Consider the following 15,592-nt stretch of genomic DNA (forward strand, 5'->3'; position numbering starts at 1 on the left):
AACTGATTCAGAAAGCTGATTCAAGTGAATTACTTGTTAGAGAGGGAAATTATGGATAAGAGACTATGCCTGATAGTAATTATGGTCTTACTCATATGGTTTGAATCAGTGCTGGGGCATGAGAGTTGGAATACCACCCTGGTCGGATATTGTGGTCCTGATACATCGCTGGATGTAGATATAAATGGATCGTATGCATATGTGGTTGATGGATCACGTGGACTACACATCCTAGATATAAGTGATCCGACCATTTCCGCGGAGATTGGATTTTGTTCTATTTCAGGCTGGGCTTGGGATGTTACACTCGAGGGCAATTATGCTTATGTTTTGACTGAAAATTCGGGTCTTCGAATCATCGATGTATCAGATCCAACAAGTCCTACTGAGAGTGGATTTATTGATGTCGATTCCATCCAGGCTATGGCTCTTGAAGGTGACTATACCTATTTAGTATTTGATAGTTTATTGATAACGGTCAACATTTCGGATCCTTCCGGTCCAGGTGAACTTGTGTATCATAATTTTCCTCCCGACCATGATGAACTCGACATTTTGGGTGTTAATGTGAGTGGCAATTATATCTATGTTTCATTTTATTTCTGCATGCTTGTTCTCGATATGTCTGATCCCACCGATCCAGAGGAAGTTCAACACTTATCCGGGTATGATTTGTATAGCTTTGACAAATGTGTCGCTTTGAGCAGCACACATGCGTACATGACCTACAAGAGTGATCTTGGTGGTTCTTGTTCCTTCTTATCAATAGATATTAATGATCCGGTAAATGCTTCCATTTTAGAGAGCATAGAGTTGGACAGCCTCTATTACAAACCAGATGACATAGCAGTCAGCGACAATTATGCTTATGTGTTGAATACCTGGGACGGTTTGCGAATAATAGATATTTCAGCTCCTTCTATTCCAGTGGACTGTGGCTCATATAATTCAGATAGTGGTCCCTACAATCCTGATAATAGATCCAGAGTTGCCATAAGCGGTGAGCACATATTTGTGGCAGGTGGGGTCGAGGGGACGGATGGACCGGGTGGGGTGTATATCATCCGGAATGACTTAGCTGTGGTAACCAGCGATGAAGCTTATTCAATACCTCAGTTTTATTCCCTTGAACAAAACTACCCCAATCCCTTCAATCCAGTTACAAGCATCAGGTATGATTTACCAGAACAATCCACGGTCAGTCTCATCATCTATGACATACGTGGTCATGAGATGGTAACACTGGGGAATGCTGAAAAACCTCCTGGCAATTACAATGTACAGTGGAACGGAAGGGATGAGTTAGGTAAGCAATTGAGTACTGGCGTGTATTTCTGTCGAATGGCAGCTGGTAATTTTAGTCAAACTATTAAAATGGTTTACTTACGATGAGGAAGTCCATAAATCGGAATTGATAAACCGTTTCGTCAGTACAATTGAGGGTTCTACTTCTCTTTCACTCGAAATTACGGTTTGGACACTTCGAGAACCTCAGTGCTCGCGATCCATTGTAGAAATAAAAAAGCCCCGGTTTCCCGAGGCTATTTTGATATTGTGTTACTAGACTAACATTTCGAATAACCACAATTGTGACAAAGGAGACATCCTCCCTCGTGGGAAATGGTCAATCCACATTCAGGACAGGTCATCATGGTTTTTGGACTGTTCCCGTTTGAGGTTTCAACCATATTGAAATGTGCCCCACGCTCATCATCAGCGCTTTCTTCTGATTCAGCCATTCCGAAGGTCTGTTCGCTATTAGCCCTGTTCTTATTGAATTCGGACATGTGTTGTTCCAGCGCTTTTCCTATGGCATCAGGTGTGGAAAGAATCAGTTGACCATTCTCCCACACAGGATTAGGTCCGCTGATACCCTTGAGCTGCTTGATAATTTCTTCAACATCCATTCCACTTCTCAGGGAAAGTGAGATCAGTCGGCTGATTGCCTCTGCCTGAGCAGCTGCATTTCCACCAGCTTTACCGATAGTCGTGAAAATTTCACACAAACCATCTTCATCATGATTGATGGTGATGTAGAGTGTGCCTTCGCCAGTACGAATCCGGTGAGTTACACCAAATGTGTCTTTTGGTCGCAAACGGGGACGCAGTGAAGGTGGATTCAGAGCCAGTTCTGGATCTAACGCAGGTGCCACCTCAGTTGCAGCAGCATTCTTCTCATCCTTTTTATCTGAAATCAGGATACCGTCACGGCTACCCTCTCGATAAACTGTTATGCCCTTGAGGCCGGCTTTGTAGGCGGCCTGATAAATATTGGCTACTGTCTTCACATCCACATCTTCTGGTAGATTCACAGTAGAACTAATTGAAGCATCGATATAGCGCTGGATGGTGCCTTGCATCTTAACTCTGAAGTAGGGGTCAATATCGTGAGCTGTCACCACTGAATCAGGTAGGTTCTCATCGGTGCCATACTTTTTAAGAATAGTAGGATGCACAACCTTGAACTCGTCAAACTCTTCACCAAAACCGCTGTTCTTTTTCACACGTCGTTTGTAGCTGACATTAAAAATTGGTTCTACACCAGAACTCACCTGAGCAACGATGGCTCCAGAGCCAGTGGGTGCAACAGTAAGGATGGTGGCATTTCTAATACCGTGGGTTTTGATCTCATCCTGAATGTCTTCAGGTAAATTTTTGATAAACTTGCTCTTTTTGTATCCATTCCACTGATAATTGGGGAAAGAACCTTTCTCTTTGGCCAACTCAATGGATGTTTTGTAGGCAGTTCCGGACAGCATCTCCATCACTTCTTCAACAGCTTCCAGAGCTTCATCTGTATCATATTTGATACCGCGGAGCATAAGCATGTCAGCCAGACCCAGGATTCCCAGCCCAACGCGTCTGTCACCAAGGGCATTTTTTTTCTGATCTTCCAGAGCATGACGATCAACATTATAGTCAATCACATTATCCAGATAGCGTACACTGAGGCGAATGGTGTCATTGAATTCATCCCAGAGGAAGTCACCATCGGTATTTACAAAGCGAGCCAGATTGATGGCACCCAGGTTACAAGCACCACCATCGGGGAGGGGTTGTTCGCCACATGGGTTGGTTGATACGAGCGGACTGCAATATTCAGCATTGTGATAGTCCACCATGGTATCCCAGAAAATGATTCCTGGTTCAGCACTGGCATGGGCAGCATTGATAATTTTGTCCCAGAGTCCTCGAGCACGAATGGTTTCGTATACCTTATCATTCCAGCGTAGCTCAAAATCAGTATCCAGTTCAACCGCTTCCATGAATTCATGGGTGAGGAGTACAGAAATATTTGAATATTTAACCTTGGAGAGATCCAATTTAACATCAACAAATTCGGCAATGTCTGGATGATCAACACGGAGGGTCTGCATGTTGGCTCCACGACGGCCGTGTTGTGCAATGGTGTTGGTGTTTTCACTGAACAGGTTCATAAAGCCAACTGGACCGCATGACTCGCCACCGGTTCCATCAATGGAAGATCCCTTTGGACGCAATACAGAGAGGTCATGTCCGCAACCTCCACCATATTTGTAGGTTTTGGCTTCTTGGATAATGGCATCATAGATGGCATTGATGGAGTCTTTTTTAATTCCTACGACATAACAGTTGTTTAGAGTTGTCTTGATATCTTCACGACCGGCGCCGTGCATGATGCGTCCACCAGGTACAAAACGGAAATCATGGAGGATGGTATAAAAACGATCTTCCCAGACTTCAGGTTTTTCCTCTAGGCCTGCCATTGCTTTTGCTAATCTATGCCATAAATCTTCTGGAGACTTTTCATCTGGAGCTAAATATTTATTCTGTAATACACTTTTTCCCAGCTCATCTGGACCGTAGTAGGTTTCAATATCGGATCCACTTCTAACTGTGTCGGGATTGACGATCGCATCAATCTGCAGTTCCGCATTTTGCAGAGAGGATTTGCCGAGATCGTTTTCGTTCGACTCAAATGGGAATTGTATGGTTTCGGACATGTAGGTTTGCTCCTCAGCGATTTATCTATACGTTACTGGCTTAACTACTCAAATCAAAATTAGCGGAAAAATGACAGCGAGAAGTTCTTTACCCAATTGTTTGTTGACTGGTTTGTATGGTGTCCTGCACGTGATTCGGGTCACTATTACCCAGCGTGACGAATATAGAGGGGAGACAAATTATGGCAAGAATCAATTTACATAAAACTACAAAATGTTGAGGTATTCAAATCTCAAGCGCTACATCTTGTATCTGAGAGTGAGCCCTTGTGTATCAAAGATTTAGCGAATTCTAGTGAATTCACGAGGCTGAAAAAATTAAACATTCCTCCATATTATAGAGTTCAAAATAAGTGAGAGCTCTCAAGCGCCGTTATTTGCACTTCCCTGGCATTTGATGATAGAAATGATCATAAATAGTCTAGGCAAATTTGGGGTATCTGGTATTTGACTTGCGATGTCGTCGTAAATTCTTTTAATTTCCATCGCAATTTTCAAATGCGGGTGTCGCATAGTGGTAGTGCCTCAGCTTCCCAAGCTGATGGGGGGAGTTCGATTCTCCTCACCCGCTCTCATCCTTCCAATCCAGGGAACATCATATCCACCTTTTTATCTATTCATAATTTACACAAACTGTCTAAGAGGGTATGAAGTATCAAACCAGACAAAAGACGGTAAATATCATCATGTATTAAATTAAATTATTTTAATCTTGCATTATGCGATTCAAAATCGGTAAACCAAAAATAAACAATAACTAAGGGCAATAATTAATTCATTATAATACTTGCTTTAGAATTATACTTTGATAATATCATGTACTGGTGGATACAGAAATACGCTATGCGTAAATATAGATACTGACATTTTACCCTGCATGGAGACGAGAGAATGCCCGGTAGTAAAAGACAATTACCCCTGTACACACTAAGTGTGGCCTCACAGCTCTCAGGTGTGTCCACACATTCAATTCGGCAATATATCGATAAGGGCGTGATCATCCCCTTTAAGACTGAATCCGCGAGACATTTATTTTCAGATGTTGATGTTATACGTCTTAAAAGCATTAAGAATGATATACAGGTTCACGGCTTGAATATGGCGGGTATTAAACGAGCCATGGCCCAGACTCCCTGCTGGTTAATCAAAGGATGCACCAAGGAAGAGCAGAATAATTGTGATGCATTCAAAAGCTATGATCAACCGTGCTGGGCAGTAGAGAAAAAGAGTGGGGATTGTCAGGATTTAAATTGCCATGATTGTGACGTATACGGGGTGGTGGATCGTTTTGATCACTTAAAAGACATGTTTAAAACCATGGCTAAAATAGAATTTCATCAGAGTTGATGGAAAAAATGCCTGCTGAATCGAGGCTAATCCGGGGGAAAGAAGGAGAAAATCAGTGAAAAATGTTACCTTATTATTATTAGTACTCTCAATGGTATTCGTTGGGTGTGACTCTACCGAAGACGATCCAGAAGCCGCTGAATTCAATGTGGTTTCTGTTTCAACCGCTCCAACTCTGGATGGTGCAGGTGGAGATGCCGCCTGGGCCGAAGCTACTGAGTATATGGTCACAGTAGGTGAGAGTGAAGATTACAGCAATGCATTTGGTGTGCTTGAGGTTGGACTAACTGCGGTTATGACCAGCTCTGATCTTTATATCAGGGCTGTATGGGATGATCCCAGCGGAACAGAAAGTGTTGACAAGAATCAGTGGACGTATTCCAACGCTGCATGGGAAAAAAATGGCAATGAAGATCGCCTTTTCTTTTTCTTTGACATGGGAACCAACGGTACTCAGGGTGCCAATTGTGCAGCCATGTGCCATACCGGTGGAGATCAAGAAGGCATGTGGACTTCAGATGGAAAAGTTGATCAGTGGCACTGGAAAGCAGCTCGTTCGGCTCCTATCAATCACGCCGATGATAAGTACATTGACAATATTTATGAAGGCTTAGGCGATGGCGGACAACACGGTGATTCTAAAACACTGGGTCTCTATCATGATAACAAATCCAACGGCATGCCAAAATATTCAGGTCCCCTCACAGATGGGTTTCTGATATTGCCAGCTGGAAATACAGATGCTGATGCCTATTTTACCGCATTCGATACAACTGCAACCTCTGGCACCTTCCGCGGGTATTGGTTGGATGAGAACGCAGATGGAAGTCGTGCAGATGTCATGGCCTATTCAAATTTTAACAATGGTACCTGGACAGTAGAATTCAAACGTGCCCTGAACACCGGTAATGCAGATGATGCAGTATTTGGATCAGGCACAGTTGAAGTGACCATGGCTATCACCGATAATGCCGGTGGTGATCATAGTGGTTCAGCTCCATTTGACATGAAGTTTTAAATAAAGAACTAGTCTCCAATATGCGGGGCGTCGATCCTGACGCCCCTGTATATCCCAGACCCGAAACTCAATCTTAAACAAAGTATTGGAAATCATGGATCTGACACTTGCCAGATGGGTACTCCGAATAAGCTTGCTCCTGGCTATGGGCAGTGTGAGTTTCGCTGAGACTACCATTCAGGGTCTGTTCAACACAGGAATCTACACATTCTCGCGCACCAATTCCATGGATAGCACACTCTTCCATAGCAGAATGCATGAATCAATATCACTTGATGCACGAGACCTGGTTCTTAAAAATAGCCATTTTCGTACATCCAGCATTTTTTATATGGATCCAGTCAATGCCTTCTCAAATGAACCCGCTTTCCATATCTATACTCTATCTTTCGAGACACTCTGGTTTGACCGAGCTTTGCGTGTTAATCTAGGACGCCAATTTGTTTACGGTATTACAGCATCCAGACGCATAGATGGCATTCAGACTACCTGGAAAAGAAGCTCCCTTTCATTAAAACTTTTTGCCGGCGGTTATCTGCCCGGCCTTGGTACTACCTATAGCCCTATGTCCGACCACCTATTCGGAGCAGACCTACTCTGGAAATTGAAACCAGGTCTTAGTCTGGGACTGGGAATATCTGATCTTGGGCGAGATCGTGCCAGTTATGAAGTAACCGGTATAAGAAATGGTGTGATATCAGTTACCAGCACAGCACAACGACGACTGGGTTATCAGATCAACTGGTTAAAGAACAATCTCTCAGCCTATTTAAGAGGTCGTCATGATCTGCTTGGGCTAGGAGTTCAGGATCTCAGATCTCGCGTCACATATCGTGGTCATCGACTGAAATCGCTGAGTTTGGAATACTCAAATCGAAGCCCCCAGATTTTACAGAATTCTATCTTTTCAGTTTTTGGGGGGACAGGGAGTCAGGAGTATACAGGGAGGGCTGCCTATGCTATCACTCCATCAATAACTGCCTATCTGAATGTGAGACATATTCAGTTTAAAGGGAATCAAGCGGATATTTACTCAGCAGCACTGGGGTATCGCTCCATCAGATTTGACACTCACCACCAGGCTGGATATGGGGGAGCATATAGCCACGTTACTTTAAGTGCCAATCACGCCCTGAGAAATAGTCGTATCTACGGGAAAGTAAATCTGGGTAATTACAAATTGCTAGAAGGGGAATCGCGTGATCTGGCCACTGTGCTGATGGGTGCTCGTGTACCCATTGGGATCAAATTTCAAATGAACATTGAGGGTCAGGTACTCAGGAATCCCTACTATAGCTATGACACAAGACTTTATTTTGGTCTGAGGTATCGGCTATGATGTTGAGCAAACAAGGTTGCAAAATTTTATTTTTGGCTCTCCTCACAGCAAGTTTATTATCAGGCCAGACTGCTCCAGAAAATGCGCTCATTTTTAGCCATGATCTCCATGTGAATGAGGAAGGTCTGGACTGCCTGGATTGTCATCCAGATGATGATGTTGAAAATAGCATGTTGGCGACAGATCGCCTTCTACCGGATGAAGATGCATGCATGACCTGCCACGATGATTGGCAAGAAGATGAAACCTGTGAACGTTGCCATACGGGTGAGCAACCTTTTGTCGCAAGAATATTTCCTCCAGAAAACTTTTTATTTCCCCACCAGAGCCACCTTTCAGTTGCAAAACTTGAGTGTGAAATCTGCCATGGCAATATGTCAGATATCGAGAACACTCCACCCCAACCTCTAATGGCAGATTGTATATCGTGTCATATCGATCGCTCTGTCTCAACGGCCTGTCAGGATTGTCATGCTCCAAATTTTGTCTTGAGACCTGCCAATCATTCAGTGGACTGGCTGCAAGAACATGAAATTGAAGCTTTAACAGCCTCCAGTGATTGCTTGCAGTGTCATGTTCAAATCACCTGCGACAATTGCCATTCTGGTTCGAATCTTGGTCGTGATGATTTTGGATACTTGAATCCACTTCCAACTTTCAGAACAGATCTGCAGGGTGAGCGAATGACTCTTGATCGTGTTCACGATTTAAATTATGAATTTACCCACGGAATAGATGCAGATACAAAGTTGTATGAATGTGGTAGCTGTCATGAAACACAAACCTTTTGCACAGATTGTCATCAGAATAATAGCAATCCCTTGTTGAACAAGCCTCAGTTTCATGGTGGTTTGAATTGGGGCGCTATCAAGTATCCAATGGGTACTGATTTTTCAAATAATATTGATGGTGGTGCCCATGCTGAATTGGCACGTATGGATATCGAAAGATGCCAGTCCTGTCACGATGTGGAAGGGGCTGATCCAAATTGTGTTAGTTGTCATTCTGATGTAGATGGCGTTCAGTTTACAGATCCCAGAACCCACCTTCCTGGATTCATGTCCGATGTTCAGGGAGACTGGTGCGAAAGTGAATCATCCATGTGTTTTGTATGTCATACGAAAGAAGATAAAGGACTGGGCTTTTGCGCATATTGTCATCAATAGTAGCCCTTGGGACACTTATGGTTGTGAGTTGTTCACAACCTAACGATGATCTCACGAGTGAGCTACCTCACCAGGTAAGCTACAATAGCCACATTCAAGTCATTTTGGAAAAGAGTTGTGTGCGGTGCCACGGTGGAACCGTTACCCATGGCATAGATTTTTCCAGTTATTCAAAAATCCTTGAATCTGTGGGAAATGATCCTTCAGAGGATATCATTGTTATTGGGAACGCTCAATCAAAGATATTGAGAAGCAAATTGAATCCTGAATATGGTCCAATGTATAAATACCTCAGTGATCCGCTGGAGTACGATATGATTTACAAATGGATAGTTGAGGACAATCTGGCGGAAAATCTATGATAAATGACTCCGACATGGCTGAATCCCTTGAATTTTAAAAATAATATTGGAAAAAGTAATGAGTGAAATGCCTATAGATTCAGAGGAAAATGAACCAAAGCTGACCTCACGACGCACTTTCCTAGATAGCATGCTGGGGCTCACCTTGTTAGGCTGGTTGGGTGCAATGATTTATCCAGTTCTTCGATATCTGGTTCCGCCCAAGCAGCCAGATTTGAACGTGAGTAGTCTGGATGCCGGTCTGCTGGAAACCTTCAAAACAAATACAGCTAAAATTATGCGCTTTGGTCGGAAGCCAGTCATTATTGTCAGAGAGAAAAGCGGTGATTTTAAAGCGCTATCGGCCACCTGTACTCATCTTGATTGTACCGTACAATATAAAGAAGATACCGAACAAATCTGGTGTGCCTGTCATAATGGTATTTATGATTTGGAAGGTCGAAATATTTCTGGACCGCCACCGAAGCCACTAATCCCTTATAATGTGACCATCAAGGACGAGAAAATACTTATTACTAAAGGCGAGAGTGTTTGATGTCTGCTTTGACCTGGCTTGAAGAACGATTTGATATCGCCGCGGTAACAAAGTTTGCATCAAAAAAACAGGTGCCGATATTCTACGGAACGATATGGTATTATCTAGGAGGCATATCACTCTTCCTGTTTATCATCCAGATTCTGACCGGAATGCTACTGGCCCTGTATTACCAACCCGGCGCAGAAACTTCATTTGAAAGTCTCAAATTTATTGTAAGCAAGGTTGAATTTGGCTGGTTGATGCGTGAAATACATAGTTGGGCTGCCAATCTTTTTGTACTCACCATATTTATGCACATGTTCACAGTATTTTTTTCCAAAGCCTACCGGAAGCCTAGAGAGCTCACCTGGGTTACGGGTATGATTCTGCTGGGTCTGGCCATGTTTTTCGGTTTTTCGGGATATTTGTTGCCCTGGAATGAATTGGCTTATTTTGCAACTAAAGTTGGAACTGATATCGCCGGTGCAGTCCCCTTTATAGGCGATTTCCTGGTGAAGGTCCTGCGTGCAGGGGATGATGTGTCCGGAGCTACCCTAACCCGGTTTTATAGTATCCACACCTCTATTCTACCGCTGATATTCTTTGTGGTTCTTGGTGTCCATTTGATCTTGATCCAAGTCCAGGGTATGAGCGTGCCTGCCTCCATCGAAAGCACGCCACCCAGCAAACGAAAATCCATGCCCTTCTTTCCTAATTTTGTAGTTAGGGATTTGGTCGTTTGGCTGATAGTCCTGAACATCATAGCACTTCTCGCAGTCTTTTTCCCTTGGGAACTGGGACTAAAAGCCGATTCTTTGGCCTCAGCTCCTGCAGGCATTCGGCCAGAATGGTATTTTATGTTCATGTTTCAGACCTTAAAACTTTTGCCGTCCCATGTGTGGCTCCTTGAAGGTGAAGTGTTTGGAATACTTTTGTTTGGATTAGGTGGCCTGGTCTGGCTCCTCATTCCCTTTCTTGAGAGGCCAAAACATTCCCAGTTATGGTCAATTTTTGGGATTGGGATGCTGGCCTATATGATCGTACTTACTGTGTGGGGATATGTCGTATGAGGTCTGTGATTATACTTTTGTTTATCGTACTCCTGGTAACTCCAATTATTGGTCAGATTCCTGATGATGCATGCTACCAGTGTCACATCGAAATGGATGTTGATCAGGATGAAGCGGATCAACTTTTTCAAAATTATGCCAATGATATTCATGCCCAGAAGGGATTGAGTTGTGCCGATTGTCATGGAGGCGATCCAGAAGCTTTTGATGACGAAGATGAGTCCATGTGGGACAATGATAGCTATCTCGGTGAAATAACCCGTTTGGATGAAATAGAGATGTGTGGAAAATGCCATAGCGATGCGGCCTATATGCGTCAATTTTCGGTTTCGGTTTCAACGGACCAGGAGAGTCAATATTGGACAAGCAAACACGGGATCGAGTTACAAAAAGGGAATCAAAAGGTTGCCACCTGTACCGATTGTCATGAGGTGCATGGGATATTGGAAACCAGTAACCCCAATTCAAGCGTGTATGACTTAAATGTACCGGAGACTTGTTCAAAATGTCATGCCTCGGAAACATATATGGCGGGTCAGCTAGAATCTACAAGTCAATTCGATGACTATATCGCCTCGGTTCATGGAATCGCCTTGCTTGAGAAGAAAGATATTTTCGCTCCTGCCTGTAACGACTGTCATGGCAATCATGGAGCTGCTCCTCCTAAAGTGGGATCAATCAAGGAGATCTGTGGCAGCTGTCATGCCCAAAATCGTGATCTCTTCAAAAAAAGCCATTTGAATGACATTTTTATTAAAGAGGGTATACCTCAATGTGAGAGCTGTCATGGAAATCATCGTATCATAAAGCCCACTGATAGATTCTTGGATTGGGGTGCGGAATCCGTATGCATTCGCTGCCATGAGGATGGAGGCAAGGCCCAGGAGATGGCGACGGAGTTGTTTGGTATTATTGACAGTCTTCGGAGCGATCTTGATTCTGCGAGAATCCTGGTAGATCAAGCTGAGATTAAAGGTATGGAGATTTCAGATTTGTACTTCAATCTCGAGGATGCTCACAATGCATTGATACACACCCGAACAAGTATCCATAGCTTCGATGTCAATTATGTCAGAGAAACGGCTGCACCTGGGATGGTGGCGAATTCAGAAGCAAAGCTCAATGCGCAAGCAGCATTGGCTGAGTTTGAATTTCGTCGAAAGGGCTTATTTGTTGCCTCTTTAATTATCTCATTGCTGGCCTTGTTGGTGTACTTGAAAATCAAACAGTTTGAAAGCCGGAAATAAGGGATGTTCTCATGCATAGTAAACTATATATAGCGATTCTTGTGGGTTTCATTTCAGTTGGATTGTCCTCGGCTCAGCCAATAGAATATGTGGGTTCACAGAAATGTAAAAGTTGTCACAAAAGCGAAAAAAAGGGTGCACAGTATAAGCTTTGGGAAGAATCGAAGCACGCTAAAGCATTTGATGTACTTTTATCTGAAGCGGCTTTAAAAATTGCTGCTGAACGCAAACTAAAACTCCCACCTTCTGAGTCACCTGAGTGTCTGGAATGTCACACCGTTGGGTTTGGAAAAGGTGGTTATGAAGTCATGGATGCTGCCTTCTGGAACGCTCCTAAGGAGGATAAAAAGGCCAGAAAAGCAATCAAGCGCATGGAAGGTTTAAAAAATGTGGGATGCGAGGTTTGTCATGGTCCAGGGGATGCCTACAAAAAAAAGAAAGTCATGCAGGGCATCTATTCAGATTCGCTAAAAGCCAGTGACTACAGCCTGGTTACCATACCCTCAGAGGAAACCTGTCTGAAGTGTCACAATGAACGGAGTCCTTCTTTCAAACCTTTTAACTATGAAGAGCGTGTCAAGGAAATTGCTCATCCATTTCCAAAGGATATGTAAAAAAAAATAGCGACGGAAGGTCATTGCTGGTCCTGCACCCTCTGATAGAATTGAGCTCTATGAATCAGAGCTCGTATTGCTGGTCCCGTCTTTGTTTTTCACCCCGCACGGCAGGGTTCAGGTTATCCTAGTTAGCCCCTCAGATGTCTTCCAAATAGCGATGCCAAACTAGCATTTTAAAGGATAATGAAGAGAATGGTTTGGTGGGGAAGTATCGACCGACAAATATTCAGCTTGTATTTATAGAAACTTTTAGTCAACCCAATCCACTTCTTATACTAAAAATCATCGAATTTGAGGCTATGGATTGTAGATTCTTTTGTGAGCCACCTTATTTGCATAGCAGCAGCTGTAATTGGTGATGCAATTCGACTCGCTAGATAAGTTTTTGGATTCATACATCCAATAAGGCCGCCTGTGGGAAAGATTTGTGGGAATAGTACGATACATCTATACCGCTAATCCTATTGAACCCTTGGCTTCCCCGGCCTACTCTAAGGTCTTCCCAAGCTGATGGGGGAGTACGATTTTTATCCTGAGCGGAGTCGAAGGGCTCCTCACCCGCTCTACGCTCCTTTTGGGGAGCTACGACGGGGCAGGCCCGCTCTCCTTGAATATCGAATGTCGAACAAGGAACACCGAATTTCGACCTGTTGTCATTTCAAAATCAAAAATCGTTAATCGGTGTTCGACATTCTGTTCTGATAAACTTCATCCTTCTTCCTTTTTCCTTGGTGAGGGTCACCTTATCTTTTAAGCTAACATATATTCATTAAAAAGTTGAGGAATGCGATTATCAGTGTGCTAGACTCCAAGAAGAAAACCAATCTTACCGAAGGTGAAGAGAATTATCATCGGGTCATTGATCTGGCTCGAGAGGGGATAGCCATCCACGTCGATGAAAAGATTGTTTTCGTCAATCGTCGACTGATAGAAATGTTGAAGTATGACGATTCTACTGAGCTTATTGGAAAATCTATTTCAGATTTGGTGGATCCATATCGACGAGATATTTCAAGGCAACTTGAAGCCACCATGATTGCAGACAGCGATAATCTCCTCTCCATGGAAGACGTCTATGAGTGTAAAAACGGACAATTCCTACCGGTTGAGGTATCAGCAATCCCCATTCGATACCAGGGTTCCCCCGCCATTCAAATAACAGCCAGAGATATATCTGAGAGTAAAAAAATTGAAGCTGAGATTTGGGAATACCAGGATATGCTTAAACAATCCACCTCAGATCTAATATTGGCTGAAGAGGCTCAACGTCGTCATCTTGCAATTGTCCTGCATGACCATCTTGGACAAAGCCTGGCCATGGCAAAAATAAAAATGGCCGGTCTACTCAATTCAGTTAAAGACGAAACACTTCTGGCAAAATTGAAGGCTATTGAGGCAGACATTCGCGAAGCGGTCAAACAAACCCGTTCTATTACCTATGAGTTGAGCCCCCCTGTTTTACATGAATTGGGTCTGATTGAAGCTCTGGAATGGCGTCTGGAAAAAATCAAATTAGAATCTGGTATCGAAACCTCCTATCAACACAATCTTGACAATATCAAATTGCGCAATGAGCAAGAGGTCATACTCTTTCGCTCAGTAGATGAAATATTAAAAAATGTTATCAAACATGCTGCTGCAACCCAGGTAGAGATAACAGCAGAGGCGACTCGGTATTCATTCTCAGTAAGTGTTCAGGATAATGGAAGGGGTTTTGATACTTCGATTCTCGCACCTGAGCGCCGGGTGAGGGATAGCTTCGGATTATTTAGTATTAAAGAAAGAATTGAATATCTTGGAGGTGTTCTGGATATTAGATCAGAAAAGGGGAATGGAACGATAGTAATTTTAAACATTCCGGTCTCACTGGAGGACATCTAATGGCTGTAAATATAATTTTAGCAGATGATCACACCCTATTCAGGGAAGGATTACTATCCATCCTCAATGATGAATTAGGCTTTATTGTAGTAGCCCAGGCTGAGAATGGTCGTGAAGTAGTCAAATTGGCCCGAAAATTAAGCGCTGATGTCATCGTGATGGATATCGCCATGCCTGAGTTGAATGGAATTGAAGCCACTCGACAGGTTCTGAATGAAAATCCTGACATAAAAGTAATCGCGCTATCCATGCATTCTGATAGACACTTTGTAACCGGTATGCTCAAAGCCGGAGCAAAAGGTTACTTGTTAAAGGACTGTGCAGGTGATGAACTCATCCGCGCCGTTAGGGAAGTCCTCCTCGATCGCTACTATATCAGTGAGGAAATTTCTACAAACGTTTTTGATGATTATGTAGTTAAACTGGTCGGCGAAGGAACCGAAAACCCTGAATTGACCGGGCGTGAAAAGGAAGTGTTGCAGCTTATCGCAGAAGGAAAAGCAACTCAGGAAATTGCCGAGACCCTGTTTATCAGTGTCAAAACTGTTGAAGCACACCGAGTCAAAATAAAATCGAAATTGAAATTAAATTCCATTCCTGAACTCACCAAATATGCAATTCGAGAAGGATTAACATCCTTAGAATAATCCATTGAATTTGATGGTTTATACCACCTCACATTATCTCCAGTAAGATTCCTGACCTCTCCGATTCAGATTTCGCCGTAATTCCCCCTATTTATTGAGCTAATTTGCATGCTCTGATGAAAGCAGTTTGTAATTTTACATTAGCTAAGTAGATTTCCGTGCTATGGGAATTCTAACCATCAAAAACCTCGTATTTTACGGCTATCACGGAGTTCAGGACTTCGAAAAGGAGCTGGGTGGTCGCTTCGAGGTGGATATTAAAATTCGTTATCCATTCTCTCGCTGTTCCTCTGAAGACACCCTCCACAAAGCCGTTGATTATCAGCAGGTCTACGCTGTGGTCAAAGACATGGTGACAGGCAGGAAGTATCATCTCATCGAAACCCTTGCGGATCATA

Annotated in this window: 14 protein-coding genes and 1 tRNA gene; 14 read left to right on the forward strand and 1 reads right to left on the reverse strand. The window is 43.2% G+C overall.

What is annotated here, in order from left to right; genetic code table 11:
- Positions 1-51 precede the first annotated feature (51 nt).
- A complete protein-coding gene (locus ISR87_05380; GenBank protein ID MBL7024869.1) occupies positions 52-1,392 on the forward strand; it encodes a T9SS type A sorting domain-containing protein in 1,341 nt (446 codons plus the stop codon).
- A 173-nt stretch (positions 1,393-1,565) separates the two neighbouring features.
- Here the strand turns inward: ISR87_05380 and ISR87_05385 are convergent, their stop codons facing one another.
- Entirely contained in the window at positions 1,566-3,983 is a 2,418-nt protein-coding gene (locus ISR87_05385) for an adenosylcobalamin-dependent ribonucleoside-diphosphate reductase (protein MBL7024870.1), read from the reverse strand.
- Positions 3,984-4,483: 500 nt separating this feature from the next.
- On the opposite strand from ISR87_05385, the gene ISR87_05390 reads away from it, so the two are divergent.
- The 13 genes from ISR87_05390 to ISR87_05450 form a co-directional block, all read left to right on the forward strand.
- Positions 4,484-4,554 (forward strand) — tRNA-Gly (locus ISR87_05390).
- Between the two features lie 320 nt (positions 4,555-4,874).
- On the forward strand, positions 4,875-5,330 hold the full coding sequence (locus ISR87_05395; protein ID MBL7024871.1) for a MerR family transcriptional regulator: 456 nt from the start codon (positions 4,875-4,877) through the stop codon (positions 5,328-5,330).
- Positions 5,331-5,385: 55 nt separating this feature from the next.
- A complete protein-coding gene (locus ISR87_05400; protein ID MBL7024872.1) occupies positions 5,386-6,348 on the forward strand; it encodes a hypothetical protein in 963 nt (320 codons plus the stop codon).
- Positions 6,349-6,442: 94 nt separating this feature from the next.
- Positions 6,443-7,687, forward strand: a complete 1,245-nt coding sequence (locus ISR87_05405; GenBank protein MBL7024873.1) for a hypothetical protein — start codon at positions 6,443-6,445, stop codon at positions 7,685-7,687.
- Positions 7,684-8,853 (forward strand): cytochrome c3 family protein, encoded by a 1,170-nt coding sequence (locus ISR87_05410; protein MBL7024874.1) that lies wholly within the window; start codon positions 7,684-7,686, stop codon positions 8,851-8,853. Before ISR87_05405 ends, ISR87_05410 begins: the two co-directional genes overlap by 4 nt.
- Positions 8,832-9,215, forward strand: coding sequence for a hypothetical protein (locus tag ISR87_05415; protein ID MBL7024875.1), 384 nt, complete (start codon positions 8,832-8,834; stop codon positions 9,213-9,215). The genes ISR87_05410 and ISR87_05415 overlap by 22 nt, the downstream gene beginning before the upstream one ends.
- 58 nt (positions 9,216-9,273) lie before the next feature.
- Positions 9,274-9,750 carry a Rieske (2Fe-2S) protein gene (locus tag ISR87_05420; protein ID MBL7024876.1) on the forward strand — a complete coding sequence of 159 codons (477 nt, stop codon included), beginning with the start codon at positions 9,274-9,276 and terminating at the stop codon, positions 9,748-9,750.
- Entirely contained in the window at positions 9,750-10,802 is a 1,053-nt protein-coding gene (locus tag ISR87_05425) for a cytochrome bc complex cytochrome b subunit (GenBank protein MBL7024877.1), read from the forward strand. The genes ISR87_05420 and ISR87_05425 overlap by 1 nt, the downstream gene beginning before the upstream one ends.
- Positions 10,799-12,049, forward strand: coding sequence for a cytochrome c3 family protein (locus ISR87_05430; protein ID MBL7024878.1), 1,251 nt, complete (start codon positions 10,799-10,801; stop codon positions 12,047-12,049). The genes ISR87_05425 and ISR87_05430 overlap by 4 nt, the downstream gene beginning before the upstream one ends.
- 11 nt (positions 12,050-12,060) lie before the next feature.
- The gene (locus ISR87_05435; protein ID MBL7024879.1) at positions 12,061-12,663 is read left to right on the forward strand and encodes a cytochrome c family protein; all 603 of its coding nucleotides are present in this window, start codon (positions 12,061-12,063) and stop codon (positions 12,661-12,663) included.
- 801 nt (positions 12,664-13,464) lie between these two features.
- Positions 13,465-14,547, forward strand: coding sequence for a PAS domain S-box protein (locus ISR87_05440; protein MBL7024880.1), 1,083 nt, complete (start codon positions 13,465-13,467; stop codon positions 14,545-14,547).
- Entirely contained in the window at positions 14,547-15,194 is a 648-nt protein-coding gene (locus tag ISR87_05445) for a response regulator transcription factor (GenBank protein ID MBL7024881.1), read from the forward strand. Before ISR87_05440 ends, ISR87_05445 begins: the two co-directional genes overlap by 1 nt.
- Positions 15,195-15,357: 163 nt before the next feature.
- Positions 15,358-15,592: dihydroneopterin aldolase (locus ISR87_05450; GenBank protein MBL7024882.1), on the forward strand; the 235-nt coding region annotated here is incomplete at its 3' end.

The organism is Candidatus Neomarinimicrobiota bacterium (assembly GCA_016784545.1).
Taxonomy (GTDB): domain Bacteria; phylum Fidelibacterota; class UBA8477; order UBA8477; family JABMPR01; genus JABMPR01.